Source organism: Veillonella montpellierensis DSM 17217 (assembly GCF_000426745.1).
In the GTDB taxonomy this organism is placed as follows: Bacteria; Bacillota; Negativicutes; order Veillonellales; family Veillonellaceae; genus Veillonella; species Veillonella montpellierensis.
Genome location: NZ_AUFY01000003.1, coordinates 86,235 through 101,641, shown reverse-complemented (window position 1 = coordinate 101,641; position 15,407 = coordinate 86,235). Strand labels below are relative to the sequence as shown.

The 15,407-nt window shown below is 34.2% G+C and carries 13 protein-coding genes and 1 other annotated feature; of the genes, 10 read left to right on the top strand and 3 right to left on the bottom strand.

What is annotated here, in order from left to right; translation table 11 throughout:
* Positions 1-146 precede the first annotated feature (146 nt).
* The 5 genes from mltG to thrS all read left to right on the top strand — a co-directional run bounded on the left by mltG (position 147) and on the right by thrS (position 6,458).
* Positions 147-1,169 carry an endolytic transglycosylase MltG gene (mltG, locus tag K357_RS0102105; RefSeq protein WP_028257243.1) on the top strand — a complete coding sequence of 341 codons (1,023 nt, stop codon included), beginning with the start codon at positions 147-149 and terminating at the stop codon, positions 1,167-1,169.
* Entirely contained in the window at positions 1,144-1,758 is a 615-nt protein-coding gene (locus K357_RS0102100; RefSeq protein WP_028257242.1) for an O-methyltransferase, read from the top strand. Before mltG ends, K357_RS0102100 begins: the two co-directional genes overlap by 26 nt.
* Positions 1,745-3,040, top strand: coding sequence for a peptidase U32 family protein (locus K357_RS08560; protein ID WP_051211999.1), 1,296 nt, complete (start codon positions 1,745-1,747; stop codon positions 3,038-3,040). The genes K357_RS0102100 and K357_RS08560 overlap by 14 nt, the downstream gene beginning before the upstream one ends.
* A gap of 355 nt (positions 3,041-3,395) precedes the next feature.
* Positions 3,396-3,656 carry a DUF4911 domain-containing protein gene (locus K357_RS0102090; RefSeq protein ID WP_051211997.1) on the top strand — a complete coding sequence of 87 codons (261 nt, stop codon included), beginning with the start codon at positions 3,396-3,398 and terminating at the stop codon, positions 3,654-3,656.
* 493 nt (positions 3,657-4,149) lie between these two features.
* Positions 4,150-4,367 (top strand) — a binding site (T-box leader).
* 180 nt (positions 4,368-4,547) lie between these two features.
* Positions 4,548-6,458: a threonine--tRNA ligase gene (thrS, locus tag K357_RS0102085; protein ID WP_028257240.1), complete on the top strand. Its 1,911-nt coding sequence runs from the start codon at positions 4,548-4,550 to the stop codon at positions 6,456-6,458.
* Positions 6,459-6,684: 226 nt separating this feature from the next.
* On the opposite strand, the gene K357_RS0102080 is transcribed toward thrS, so the two are convergent.
* Together K357_RS0102080 and K357_RS0102075 are read right to left on the bottom strand one after the other, a co-directional pair.
* Complete coding sequence (locus K357_RS0102080; protein WP_028257239.1) at positions 6,685-7,233, bottom strand: gamma carbonic anhydrase family protein; 549 nt, start codon at positions 7,231-7,233, stop codon at positions 6,685-6,687.
* Between the two features lie 283 nt (positions 7,234-7,516).
* A complete protein-coding gene (locus tag K357_RS0102075; RefSeq protein ID WP_028257238.1) occupies positions 7,517-8,461 on the bottom strand; it encodes a nitronate monooxygenase in 945 nt (314 codons plus the stop codon).
* Positions 8,462-8,813: 352 nt separating this feature from the next.
* On the opposite strand from K357_RS0102075, the gene hemE reads away from it, so the two are divergent.
* The 4 genes from hemE (at position 8,814) to hemQ (ending at position 13,243) form a co-directional block, all read left to right on the top strand.
* Entirely contained in the window at positions 8,814-9,842 is a 1,029-nt protein-coding gene (gene hemE, locus K357_RS0102070) for a uroporphyrinogen decarboxylase (protein ID WP_028257237.1), read from the top strand.
* A complete protein-coding gene (hemH, locus tag K357_RS0102065) occupies positions 9,842-10,786 on the top strand; it encodes a ferrochelatase (protein ID WP_028257236.1) in 945 nt (314 codons plus the stop codon). The genes hemE and hemH overlap by 1 nt, the downstream gene beginning before the upstream one ends.
* Before the next feature lie 9 nt (positions 10,787-10,795).
* Positions 10,796-12,268 (top strand): protoporphyrinogen oxidase, encoded by a 1,473-nt coding sequence (gene hemG, locus K357_RS0102060; RefSeq protein WP_038113392.1) that lies wholly within the window; start codon positions 10,796-10,798, stop codon positions 12,266-12,268.
* Positions 12,269-12,463: 195 nt separating this feature from the next.
* Positions 12,464-13,243 carry a hydrogen peroxide-dependent heme synthase gene (gene hemQ, locus K357_RS08555; protein WP_051211987.1) on the top strand — a complete coding sequence of 260 codons (780 nt, stop codon included), beginning with the start codon at positions 12,464-12,466 and terminating at the stop codon, positions 13,241-13,243.
* 177 nt (positions 13,244-13,420) lie between these two features.
* Here hemQ and K357_RS0102050 read toward each other — a convergent pair whose 3' ends face one another.
* On the bottom strand, positions 13,421-14,533 hold the full coding sequence (locus K357_RS0102050) for a S1C family serine protease (RefSeq protein WP_028257234.1): 1,113 nt from the start codon (positions 14,531-14,533) through the stop codon (positions 13,421-13,423).
* Positions 14,534-14,726: 193 nt separating this feature from the next.
* Between K357_RS0102050 and K357_RS0102045 the strand changes: the two genes are divergently transcribed.
* A complete protein-coding gene (locus K357_RS0102045) occupies positions 14,727-15,299 on the top strand; it encodes a beta-class carbonic anhydrase (RefSeq protein WP_028257233.1) in 573 nt (190 codons plus the stop codon).
* Positions 15,300-15,407: the final 108 nt, after the last annotated feature.

Below are 15,407 nucleotides of genomic sequence, written 5' to 3'. Positions count from 1 at the left end.
CATTATGAATTGATGCATATACGTATATGACATTCTTACTATAAATTAACGTTAAAAATAGGATTCCTTTCATAAGGAACCCTATTTTTGTTGTTATTATAAGGATATGGTATAATAACATGTATAATTTAGAAAGGAATTACTATATGACTGCTAAAAAGAAGATCTTTGTAACGATTTTTACTATTATTCTTAGTATTGTTATTCTTGGCTTGTTAGGTATATTTTTCCTACCTAATACATGGGATAATACGAAAGACACACAAGTTTTAATCATTCAAAATGATGAAACAGGATCAGATATTACTAACGCCTTATATGAAAAAGGACTAATTCGATCTCCTCTTGCATTTCGGTTAGCGCTCCGTCTCAGTGGTGACACGCATAAGCTGCAAACTGGGTATTACCAAATACCAGCACATATTAATGTATACGATTTAATTCATTTACTACAAAAAGGACGAGTTAAATCTGTGCACATAACAATTCCAGAAGGATATACTATTGGAGAAATTGCTATTGAATTAGAAAAAAAACAAATCGTTAGTGCTAAAGATTTTTTAGAAGCGGCTAAAGATTACATGCCTTATTCATATATGAATAGTACAAAACCAGTGACGTATCGTGTAGAAGGATTTTTGTTTCCTAGTACCTATGATATTCCTGTTAATTCATCAGCTCGTGATATATTAAAAATTATGTCATCTGAAATGAATGATTATTTTACAAACGATGTGAAAGAACAATTGAAAAAAGATCATATGACGATTTTTGAATTTGTTACATTGGCTTCCCTTGTAGAAAAAGAAGCACGATTTGATGAAGATAGAGCTACTATTGCGGCAGTGTTTAAAAAACGTATTCAAGAAGGTGTGCCGTTGCAGTCGGACGCGACGATTGCGTATGTGCTAGGGTATCCCAAAGCACATATTACATTAGCAGATACAAAATTACAGAGCCCGTATAATACATATGTAGTTAAGGGGTATCCACCAGGACCTATTGCAAATCCCGGGAAAAAATCAATGGATGCAGTATTATATGCACCACCTACAGATTATTTATATTTTGTAGCAGATAAAGAAGGACATAATCATTTTAGTAAAACCTATGAAGAACATTTGAAAGTAGTGGATAGTATTTATGGAAATGACGGAGATTCTGAATGAACAACGAGTATATGCAGTAGTTAATGCAGTACCTATTTTACGTGAATCAGAAATACATTTATTTGAAGAAATCATTAGTTTATATCGCCCTACATCTGTGTTAGAAATCGGTACAGCGATTGGATATTCCACACTATTAATTGCTAGTAATATAAAATCATGTGGACATATTACCTCAATTGAACTAGATGTAACTCGGCATAAGATGGCACAGCATTATGTGAATCAATCTCCCTATAATGATAAGATTACTTTATTACAAGGTGATGCGACTGATGTTTTACATACTATAGAAGGATCGTATGATTTAGTTTTTTTAGATGGCCCTAAAGGCCAATATTTACGTCAATTAGAATGTATTATGCCACATTTAAGCGAGAATGCAGTCATTTTAGCGGATAATGTATTATTTAGAGGCTATGTAAGAGGTAATAAAAAACCTCCACGTCGCTTTAAGACAATTACAAAACGATTAGAAGAATATTTATCATTTATAGAAAATAAAGAATTATTTAACACTACCATTTATCCATTAGGAGATGGTATGAGTGTAAGTGTTTGGAAAGGCAATTATTATGAAGAAACCTAAAATTGAAGTATTAGCTCCAGCAGGTAATATGGATAAGTTGAAAATGGCAATCCGCTATGGGGCCGATGCAGTATATTGTGCGGGTAAAACTTTTGGCTTACGTGCTGGGAGTTCTAACTTTACGCGGGAAGAATTACAAGAAGCGGTAGAGTTTGTTCATTCATTTGGAAAGAAAATCTATGTTACTTGTAATATTATTCCACACAATAAAGATTTAGAAGGTTTTGAGGAATATATTCAGTATTTAGATGGTATAGGTGTAGATGCTGTATTAATAGCTGATTTAGGCTTGTTTTATTTGGCGAAACCTCTAATTAAACATATGGAAATACATATTAGTACACAAGCCAATATTACTAACTGGGCAACAGCTGCATTTTGGAAACAACTAGGAGCTGATCGTGTTGTTATGGCTCGTGAAGTTAGTATCGACGATATTAGAACATTAAAAGATACAGTTGATATTGATGTAGAAGCTTTTGTTCACGGTGCTATGTGCATATCCTATTCTGGTCGATGCTTATTAAGTAATTATTTTACAGGAACAAGAGATGCTAATCGTGGACAATGTGCACAAGCTTGTCGTTGGAAATACGCATTGGTAGAAATGACTCGACCAGGTGAATATTATCCGATTGAGGAAGATGAAATGGGGACTTATATTTTTAATTCCAAAGATTTATGCTTACTAGCACATATTCCTGATTTAGTTAAAGCAGGGGTAGATAGTTTAAAAATTGAAGGTCGCATGAAATCTGTTCATTATGCGGCAACAGTTACTAAAGTATATCGTGAAGCAGTTGATGCGTATTTGGAAGAAGGCGATGATTATCGAGTTCGCCCTGAATGGATTCAAGAATTAGAAAAAATTTCCCATCGTCCTTATACAGAAGGGTTTTCTGTTGCTAAGGCGGATGCAACAGCTCAAAATTATGGCAAATCAAGTAACACACAAACTCATGACTTTATTGGATTAGTAACAGGATATAATGAAACAGAAGGGTATGCGTATTTAGAACAGCGTAATAATTTTAAAGTAGGAGATGTAGTTGAGTTCATGCAACCTCACGGCACTATTGTGGCTCACACTATCACCAAGATGACTGATGAAGACGGTGAGCCAATTGATGTGGCAAAACATGCACAAATGAAAGTGCATTTATATATTGATACACCATTAGAAACATATTCCATGATGCGTAGGGAATGTAAAACGAAAGAAGAAGCGATAGTAGCTGTAGACGGTAGTGAATCTATGGGTTGTTCTGGATGTAGTCATTAGTATAATGGTGAGTATATGCATAAAAAAGAACGTTTTACATAACGATTTAAAGAATTCTTGATAGATTTAGTATAGAAAGTATTACTTTCATAGTACAGACTACGTAGAGGGTAATCTTTTATGAAGATTGTTACTATATAAGACGGCTATTCAATAGAAGTATAGTATTTGTCATGACGTATACTATACTTCTATACGTTTAGTTGTGGCTATACAGGAGTACTTTTAAAATAGATAGATGTATAATAGGTAGGGTTTCTACATAGTTATTACATTGCTATAATCGTCTATGAGTTATATGAGAAACCATCTGTGCCATTATTATAGTTATAAGAAAATGGGGTTGTATAGATATATGAAGTTAAGCGTAGAAGAGATTTCTAGTTCTATTGATGATGACGCAGTTTATTGTAGAATTAATATTCGTGATACTAATTATGTGAATCGGATTATAGAAGGGTATGAGCATTTAGGTGTTATGACTACGCTAGATGCAAGTACAGGACTTACAGTGATTCGCACTACAAAAGATACTAGGTCAGTGGTGATTCAAATTTTGAAATCACTGTCATTAGATACATTAGAATTTGTTGATTTCTGTCATAAACGTGAATAAATTTAATTTAGTTATTATGTATAAAACTATATTGATAGTAGGTATTTAGATAGAAACGTATCGTATAGCTCTGTATTATAGTAGTTGATGTATTAGTTTATAACACGTATCCATGTATGATTTTATATGTATAGCTCTAATATAGATAATTAGTGAATCATAGATACTAGTCATTAAACATATATAGATGAGCTCTATGGTGACGATAGTAATTCTAGTTTTGTGCCCATAAATGTATCGTATAGTTGTATTATAGTAGTTGATGTATTAGTTTATAACACGTATCCATGTATGATTTTATATGTATGGTGCTAATATAGATAATTAGTAAATCATAGATGCTAGTTATTAAACATACATAGGTGAGAATACGGTGAGTATAGTAACTCTATAGTTTGTATCACAAATGTTTGACTATTACAGATTACTACAGATAAATGGAAATTTTATGTATTGACATATTTATATGTATATATTATCATAAATTATATTGTTAAAAGTAATGCGAAGGACATGATTGTGTAATTTTGTGTTCTAGAGAGAAGCCGTTTGCTGGAAGGCTTTACACATATTATAGAATTACTCCCTTCAAACTGATATACGGAACCGAAAGCAGTAAGTATATCCGCTAAGAAGCGTTATTTTCTAAGAAGTGAGTCAGGTAATAGACTAACTAGGGTGGAACCGCGGATATAGATCTTCGTCCCTTGTGAGAGGGAAGAGAAGGTCTTTTTTTATTGTAGAAAATTACTATAGTATGTATCGTAGTTCATTACCTTTGTGAGACTGATTCATAGCTATATGACAATGTATCTGTAAGAGCAGTATATAGTAAATTAGATACTATTTTATAATATGTTTTACTATTATAAAATATAAGGAGGAAGTAAGATGAAAGATGTAAAAATTATTTTACCAGATGGTAGCGAAAAAAGTTATGCAGAAGGTACTACGTATGGAGAGGCAGTAAAACAATTATCTAATAGCTTAGCCAAAAAAGTGTTAGCTGCAGATGTTGATGGAGTAACGATTGACCTTCGTGAAAAGATAGAAGATGGTAGTCATGTTAAATTTTTGACATTTGAAGAACAAGGTGGTAAAGATACACTTCGTCATACGGCATCACATGTTTTAGCAGATGCGATTAAACGACTATGGCCAGAGGCTAAATTAGCCATTGGTCCATCGATAGAAAAAGGATTTTACTATGATATAGATATGGATCATGTATTGACACCAGAAGATTTAACGACTATTGAAAAAGAAATGAAAAAAATCGTTAAAGAAAATCATCCTTTAGTAAAACAAATTATGTCTCGTAAGGAAGCATTAGAATTCTTTGCAGATAAAAATGAAGATTATAAAGTGGAATTAATTAGAGATTTACCAGAAGACGAAGAGATTTCAGTATATGCTATGGGCGATTTTATTGATCTTTGCGCGGGTCCACATGTAGCATCTACAGGCAAGGTAAAGGCTTTTAAATTACAAAGTATTGCAGGTGCATACTGGCGTGGAGATGAAAAAAATAAAATGCTACAACGCATTTATGGAACTGCGTTTGAAAAGCAGGATGATTTAGATCAATATTTGGCACTGTTAGAAGAAGCGGCTAAACGCGATCACAGAAAACTAGGTAAAGAATTAGGACTGTTTGTTATCAAAGAAGAGGGTCCAGGATTTCCATTCTTTTTACCAAAAGGCATGGCACTTCGTAATGAATTAGAAGCTTTTTGGCGTGAGCTACATCATGAATTTGAATATGTAGAAATACGTACTCCTATTATATTGAACCGTCAACTTTGGGAAACATCAGGCCATTGGTTCCACTATCGAGAAAACATGTATACCACACAAATTGATGGTGAAGAATATGCGATTAAGCCAATGAATTGTCCTGGGGGCATATTAGTATATAAAAATGAACCTCATTCATATCGCGATTTACCAATTCGTATGGCAGAGTTAGGGTTAGTTCATCGTCATGAATTAAGCGGTGCATTACATGGTTTATTCCGTGTACGTTCATTTACACAAGATGATGCCCATGTATTTATGTTACCATCTCAGATGAAAGAAGAATTGATGAAAGTTATTGAACTATTTGATCGTACATATAGTCAATTCGGATTAAAATATCATGTAGAATTATCAACAAAACCGGAAAATGCTATGGGTGATGATGCTATATGGGATGCAGCTACAGAGGCGTTACGAGAAGCTATTGAAGCGAAGGGCATTTCTTATGTTATTAATGAAGGTGATGGTGCTTTCTATGGACCTAAATTAGATTACCATATTGAAGACTCAATTGGTCGTACATGGCAATGTGGTACGATTCAATTAGATATGAATTTACCAGAACGATTCAATATGGAATATATTGGTGAAGATGGGCAAAAACATCAACCAGTTATGATTCATCGTGCTTGCTTTGGGTCACTAGAACGGTTTATTGGTATTTTAACAGAACACTTTGCTGGAGCATTCCCAACTTGGATGGCGCCTGTACAAGTAAAAATAATGGCTATTAGTGAACATCAAGCAGAGTATGCTAAGAATATTGCAAAAGCTATGACTGCTGAATATATTCGCGTAGAAGCTGATGTGCGGAATGAAAAAATTGGCTATAAAATTCGACAAGCACAAATGGAGAAAGTTCCATATATGTTAGTTGTAGGTGATAAAGAAATGGCTGATGGTACTGTATCGATTCGTAAACGTGGAGAAGGCGAAATCGGAGCTATGGACTGGAAAGCATTTATGGCCGATTTACAGAAAGAAATTAAAGAACGTCGTTAAATTTATAAATATATTTAAATGACATTGCAATGAGAAATATGAATGCTATTAAACACATAGTTCATACATAGCGATATAGGTGTTACTATCTACTAATACTGAAATTATAGGTATCACAATAAATCCCCCAACACAAATTAGTGTTGGGGGATTTATTTATAACAGATTTACTTTTCTAATTGTGAATTGTAGATATGTTATATCTTTTATAGGTTATAAAATCAGTTTATACAATTTCTTGATTTGGATCAAATGTTTCGCCACCACAATCGGGTAATAAACCGTATTCTACAGTCCATAATTCTTTATATTTTAATGCTTGATTATGTATCTTTTTAATCATTGTTGCATCGGTGCGAGCAATACGAGATGGAAGCCCTACAACGAGTGAGTTTGGAGGAATAATAGTTCCTTCTTTGACAACAGTGCCAGCAGCAATAATAGAACCAGAGCCGACATGACAACCACTTAGTACAATGGCACCCATTCCGATTAGTACATCATTTTCAATTACACTAGCATGAACAATGGCACCATGTCCAACAGTCACATAGTCACCTAGAATACATGGCTTGTCACTATCAACGTGTAATACAGAATTATCTTGTACATTAGAATAACGACCAATTACTACTTTATTTACATCACCACGAATGGCAACATTCTGCCATACAGAGGCAAATTCTTTCAACTCTACGTCACCGGCTAATTCTGCTCCCGGCATAACACAACTCTTAGGATCTAATTTTGGATATTTTCCTTGAAATGGTAACATATAATCTCCTTTATAATAATTCATAGTTTTCTAGCTAGCTTTATAATTATATAGTTAGTAATAGCGATTATGCATGTTGTATTCAGTGCTATTTATTCGTTTAATTAAGAAGATATACGAGAAAGATAGGGTGGTACATAGTGTAGACTTTTTATAACTAATTTTATTAGACACTATGCTTAGCATCACTTGTATAGGTTCTATTCATTATAAAGCTAGATAGGTATATATTATGAAATTACTACGTGTATAATATAGTACTGTTTTTATATAGAAAATTCTATTAAATAAATCGTTGAGCAGCGGTAATTGCTTCCACTGCTTCAGCTATAATAGAGTCAACAATCGTTTTAGCAGGCTCTATTTTAGTTAGACGATTTAAACCTTGACCACATTGAACAGCTCCATTGACAATATCACCATCAATAGCGGCTAATTTATTAGTCCCTTTAGACATGTTAGTCAATTCCTCTCTGGTGACTGTTTTACTAAACTCAGCGGCTAGGTATTTTTCTGTAAATTCATTCTTTAAACTGCGTACGCCACCATGACCAGATGTGAGACCAGTTACGATGCTATCGGTATCAGTGGCACGGATAATAGCATTTTTGCAATTTAGATGCATAGTGCATTCTTCGGCTAGAATAAAACGAGATCCCATTTGCACGCCTTCAGCACCCATTGTTAAAGCAGCGGCTAGTCCTCTTCCATCTACGATACCACCAGCAACGATTACAGGAATCGATACTTCAGGAAGTATATTTTCCATTAATGGCATTGTCCCTTGTGTACCGATATGACCGCCAGCTTCTTGGCCCTCAATAATAATAGCATCAGCTCCTGCATCAGCGACACGTTTTGCCAACTTAACATTAGGAATAACAGGAATAACTTTAATGCCTGCTTCTTGTAAGGGCTTAATATAAGGCACTGGATTGCCCGCACCAAGTGTTACAAAGGCAGGCTTTTCCTCTAGAATTACTTGTAAAATTTCATCTTTATTAGGAGCCATTAACATAATATTTACACCAAATGGCTTATCAGTTAGAGCTTTACATTGTTGTATTTCTTCACGAACCCATTCAGTAGAACGTCCGCCACAAGCAATAACACCAGTGGCACCAGCATTTGCCACTGCAGCAGCTAATTTATGTTCAGAAGTCCAAGCCATAGCGCCTTGAATAATAGGATATTTAATATGTAATAATTCTGTTAATTTTGTGTTCATAATACCTCCTACGATATAGTATATGATAATTATCTTTACATCTATACTCTCTTATTATATAGCAGGAAAGCATAATTAGATAGATTTAATTTTGAAAATAATTATTAATTATAATTTATAAATGATGAAGAAGAAGTGATAATAATTTTTTAGAAACGTATCATTATATCTAGGGTATCATCCTATATATGCTTGATGAGTAAGGAGAAGAGCAAGTTGTATGAATAGCTTTTATTAGAGAGAACTTAATAGATAAATTGTAGAAATTTGATACGGAAAGTATATCTTTGTGGTATAATTTAAAATATGTAAAGAAAAGAGTGCGAAGGTGTAATATAAAGGAAAGAATACAATGAATAGAACTTACTTACAAATGATTTCAGGTGAATCGACTGCGCATACGCCAGTTTGGTTTATGCGCCAAGCTGGTCGTAGTCAAGTAAAGTATAGAGAAATTAAGAATGGTCGCACTCTATTTGATATTGTTCGAGAACCAGAATTATGTGCTTACGTTACTAAGTTACCTGTTGATGAATATGATGTAGATGCAGCCATTTTATATAATGATATTATGACGCCATTATTACCGATGGGGGTTGATGTAGAGATTCAATCCGGCATAGGACCAGTGATTGCTAATCCCATTCGAACACGGCATGATATCGACCAGTTGCGTGGATTTGACATGGCAGAAGAGTTGCCATTTATGGGGGAAACAATTCGGCTATTGACACAAGAACAATTAACAGTTCCTTTAATTGGCTTTTGTGGTGCTCCTTTTACATTAGCTAGCTATATGATAGAAGGAGGACCCTCTAAAAATTATATTAAAACACGACAAATGTTATTAGGTGAACCAGAATTATGGGATTATTTAATGACTAAATTAACAGATATGAGTATTGATTATTTATTATATCAAATAAAATCTGGAGCTAATGCGATTCAGATTTTTGATTCATGGATTGGCATTGTAGGCACAGAAGTATATCATTATCGTATATTCCCTCATATGTGTCGATTGATAGATGCCTTGCATCGTCAATACCCTCATGTGCCAATCACTATATTCGGTGTAGGAACGACTCATTTGTTACCAGTATGGAAAGAGTTGCCGATTGATGTAATTGGTATTGATTGGCGTTGTTCATGGCAATTAGCTAAGCATATGGGCATTCAACAGACGATTCAGGGAAATTTAGACCCTTTATATTTGTTTAGTGAGTGGTCCATTTTAAAAGCTGAAATTGATCGAATTTTAATGCATGGCAAGTTACATGGTAGACATATTTTTAATTTAGGACACGGAATTTTACCTGATACAAATCCAGATGTAATTAAGCGTGTGGTTGCTTATGTGCATGAGGCCTCGCAAGTATAATGGAAACTATAGTAAAAGAACGATGGGGCCTATTGTTTATGACATATGGGTCGCCAGAAACTCAGAGCGATATTAAAGATTTTTATACACGCATTCGAGGTGGACGAGAACCGTCAGAGGTAGAAGTAAATGTATTACAGAAACGGTATGCGGCTATTAAGAAATCTCCATTATTGACACACAATGAAGAACAAGTTTGCGCTGTAGCTGATATGATATATAGTCGTTTTAGTATAGAAATGCCATATTATCTAGGATGCTTATATGCTAAACCATATATGTATGAAACTTTTCATGCTATGAAAGACGCAGGCATTACTAAGGTAATAGGATTACCAGGCACGCCCTTTGATACACCAGCAACACGTTTGCCGTATGCCAAGATGATTTCAGATGTATCTGAGCAGTATCATATACCGGTTACGATGGTAAGTAATTGGTATGATGATGGAAAATTAGCATTGTGCTGGGCTCAACGAATTATGGATGTTTTACAGGTCAATGGATTAGAACGTATACATGAGATTGCGTTTATTTTTACCGCTCATAGTATGCCACAGATGGTAGTAGATGCAGGTGATGCATATACACAACAAATATCTGATTTGATTAGTCAAATACTAGTAACCATTGATATACCTAAGTCGGCAGTGTATCAAGCTTGGCAAAGTGCAGGTACTAGAGGTACATGGTTACAACCTACTATAAGTGAAGTATTGCAACGTGTATATTCCGAGGGATATAAAATAGCTGTAATCATCCCTGTAGGATTTATTACAGAACATTTAGAAGTGTTATATGATAATGATATAGAGTGTAAAAATTTTTGTGAATTACATGATATGATATATTTACGCCCGATAATGCCTAATACTAATACATATGCAGTAGAAGCTATGACGAATGCTGTATATAAAGCAATGGGAGATAGGAAGGATAAGTAGGAGATAGTAATGAAACGAGTGGCAATCATAGGGGGCGGTTTAACTGGTTTAAGCACAGCCTATTATTTAGCACAAGCACAACCATTATGGCATATCGATCTATATGAAAAAGAAGATCATTTTGGCGGTAAAATACAAACTAAACGTGTTGATGGGTATGTAGTAGAAACAGGACCAGATTCATATTTAGCTCGAAAAACTGAATTAACTGAATTGATTCAAGAACTAGGATTGGGTCATACGATTGTTAGTAATGCAACGGGGCAAGCGTATATTTATGATAGGGATAGAATGTATCCAATTCCAGGTGGATCCATTGTAGGTATACCTACAGAATTTGTTCCTTTTGCTATATCACCATTAATTTCTTGGAGAGGTAAAGTAAGAGCCGGAATGGATATTTTTAAAGCCCCCTATCCTGTTGCGGGTGATATATCGATAGGACATTTTTTTCAGTATCATTTAGGACAAGAAATGGTAGATAAATTAATTGAGCCATTGCTTTCAGGCATTTATGGGGGTGATATTTATTCACTTAGTTTAGATGCTACATTTCCTAATTTTCATCAGTTAGAAAAAAAATATGGTAATATGATAAAGGGCATGCTTGCGTTGAAGAGAAGACAATCTGAAGTATCTGTATCTGATAAGAAACATGGTACTAAAGGTATGTTTCGGCAAGTAACGGGCGGACTCATCTCTATCATTGATGCCTTGATACATAAAATGCCTAAGAATGTAACATTGCATCAGTCACAGGAGATTATATCTATTGAGCGAACAACTCAAAATACATATCATATGGTGGTTCGTACATATAATTCGACTGTAACCAATACTGAAGATAATCAATTGACAATGAATGTATCAGATGCTAAGGCAGATATTATGGATAAAAACATTGAAGTGGATTCTCTAATTATTACTACGCCACCACAGGCCTACAAGCATTGGTTTAATGATGATCGAGCTTTTGATGAATTGTCTAGTATGGCGCAGTCATCTTGTGCGATTGCAGTGATGGCATTTAATGCTAACGATTTTAATATTCCTTTAGATGGAACGGGATTTGTTATTACACGGAAAACTAAAACACCATTGACAGCTTGTACATATATAACAAAAAAATGGCCTCAAACAGCACCAGATGATAAAGTTGTATTGCGAGTGTTTTTGGGAAAACCAGGTGATGCTACGGTACAAAATTTATCAAAACATGAATTAGGACAATTAGCTCTTACAGAAATTCGTCGCATTATGGGGTTTACTGCAGAACCATTGTGGATTGAAGTGATGCAACTTATTGATAGTATGCCGCAGTATGTGGTAGGACATAGAGAATTGGTACATCGCATACAAACACATGTAGATCGTACATATCCGGATTTATATTTAATTGGAACACCTTTTGATGGCATAGGAATGCCTGATGGGGTAAAGCAGGCAAGAGAATTGGTAGATAAGATATCAACTTCTTTATAGGTTATTTAGTGGTGCTATATACGCTAGCATAGGATATGACTTTTGATAGTATAGTAGATATCATTATATAGTCAATATAATTAACAGTATATTAGATTGATAGTTTTATGGTAGAATTATAAAATAGTCATATGATTTTGTACTATAGTTTAGATTATTTTAATCTTACATAGAATTATTATAGGAGGCGTTATTATGAAAACAGCACAGACACATGTTCAGAATGTAGAAACAGAAACTACTGCATCTAATGCTGTAGAAACCTTTGAGGGATGGTATAGTTTACATACTGTGTATGGCGTAGATTTTCAGAAATGGCAGGCTATAACACCTGCAGCGCAAGCAGATATGTTGGCGGAATTAAAAGCATTTATTGCGGAACAAGAAGTAGGATATAAAGCTCATACAAGTAGTTACGCCATGTATCATGTAACAGGACAAAAAGGCGATATAATGTTTTGGTTTTTACAACCGACCATTAAAGATTTAAACCGCATAGAAACACAATTAAAAAAATTAAAAATTTTTAGTGTCTTTGAAAAAGGTAGCTCCTTTGTATCAGTTATTGAACAAAGTAATTATCGTAATTATGATATCAATGATCCCCTCATTCAAGCTAAATTATATCCAGATATTCCTCGCAAACAGTATATCTGTTTCTATCCAATGAAGAAAAAACGCGATGGACAAGATAATTGGTTTATGACAGATAAAGCAGAGCGTGCTCGTTTAATGCGTTCTCATGGAAGAATTGGTCGGACTTATGAACCAGAATTAAGTGAATTTACTACGAGTGCAGTTGGTCTTGATGACTGGGAATGGGGAATCACATTAATGTGTGATGATAGTTTACAATTTAAAAAAATTGTTTATGAAATGCGCTTTGATGAAGTGAGTGCTAGATTTGGCATTTTTGGTCCATTTACTGTAGGATCCTTGTTAGATGATGCTGCATTAGATGAAATGTTTAAGTAACGATAGATATATAGATTTACTATTAATATACTTAGTAAGACTTGTAGTATCTTATAGAGATAGGCATAGATTATAGGTCAAGATAGAATATATTTCTATTAGTTTATAGGTGTATATTACATTATATAATAAAAGTTCATGACTAATTATTGTAGTCATGAACTTTTATTATTATAGTTATTTAGTTAGTTCGTCGATTGTCACGTTAATGGTAGAGCTTATATGATCACGCTTAAATTGTATAGAAAGTGTATCTCCTGGCATGTGACTATCTAATATACCTTTTAAATCTATTAGATTTAGAATAGCTTTATTATCTACGTTAATAATAATATCTCCAGGTCGAAGACCAGCTTTTGCTGCAGGACCAGTTGTATCTAGTTTAGCAATTAATAAACCATCATCATTAAATGGGATATTATATTGCTTAGCTGTTTCTTTATCAATAGCCCATAATCCTAAATAGGGACGAATCACTTTCCCGTGAGCAATAATTTCATCCACAATTTTTTTTGCTTGATTAATAGGAATGGCGAATCCCATACCTTCTATACCTGTTTTAGCAATTTTGGAGCTATTAATGCCAATGAGTTGGCCATCAGCATTGATTAAAGCACCACCTGAGTTTCCAGGATTGATAGCCGCATCTGTTTGAATTAGAGGGAAACGCTGCCCTTGAGCATCAATCGTGCGTTGCACGGCGCTGATAACACCTGTAGTAACAGAACCTTGAAATTCAAGTCCCAAAGGGTTTCCTATGGCAATAGCTGGCTCTCCTACCTGCAATGCTTCTGAATTACCCAATTCAATAGGGGATACATCTTGAGATGTATCAATTTTAACGACTGCTAAATCAGTTTCTTCATCGGAACCTATGACGGTACCAGTGACTGAGGAGCCATTTGATAAGGTTACTGTCACTTCGTGATTAGTAGCGCCTTCGATTACATGATTATTTGTAATAATATAACCATCGTGATTATAAATGACACCAGAACCGACACCTTCTCCAACTACTACAGAGCGGTTAAAAATATCTCGCTGGGATATTTGGGTAGTAATACCTACTACAGAAGGACTTGCTTTTTTTACGGCTTGTACTACATAGGTATTTCTTCCATTACTTAGTGGTGCTGTAGGAGATGACAAATTGTTTGTATGTGTGTCAGTTGCAATAGAGGTTGAATACTTACATCCTATGATATACCCAAGTAAACCACCAATGATGAGTATGAGTATAATTACACATACAATAATATATTTTTTATGACACAAATAATTGTTATTCAAGGTTAATAACCTCCTTTTCTTTGTAGTATATGGTCACTATATGAACTATCTATGAAAAATTTTAATCCCTTTCTCTAGCATATCATATTATTTTTTATGGTGAAACGTGTGTTACAATATAGTACGGAATGCAATACTATATATTTATATGCATTATACATTATACTTTGTTCTGTATAAATAAGGAGATACTATGAGTCTTGTTGATGAAATTTTAAAGTTTAATAAGCATTTTATTGCTACTAAAGAAATTGATTATGATATACATGATACAAAGTCTAGTAAATTGCCAAGTAAAGAGCTTGCTATTTTAACATGTATGGATACACGGCTTGTTAATTTTTTAGAAGATGCTATGAATATTGGTAGAGGAGAAGCAAAAGTAGTTAAAGTGGCAGGAAATTGCATTAGTGGACCATTTGATTCTGTTGTTCGCAGTTTACTAGTATGTATCTATGAATTAGGTGTGAAAGAAATTTTAGTTATTGGTCATCATGAATGTGGTATGGCTAAGACTACTTCTAAAAATTTAACAGAAAAAATGTTGGCTCGTGGTATTAAACAGGAAGTAATTCATATGATACAGCATGAGCTAGAACATTGGGCAGATGGTTTTCAACATCCTGAGGAAAATGTAGTAGAAACAGTAGAAGCGTTGCAAATGAATCCACTTATTCCTCATGATGTAGTAGTGCATGGGCTTATGTTTCATCCGAGAACTGGTGAAATTATTTCAATTGTTGATGGCTATAAGAGTATAAAGTAGACGTTATTGATCTTTTAAGATACGTGGCAATTGGAAAGTTAGCTAGTGAATTATTTGTGTGTTTTCTTGTGTGAAAGTATACAAATTACTATTAGAATGATGGTTGTA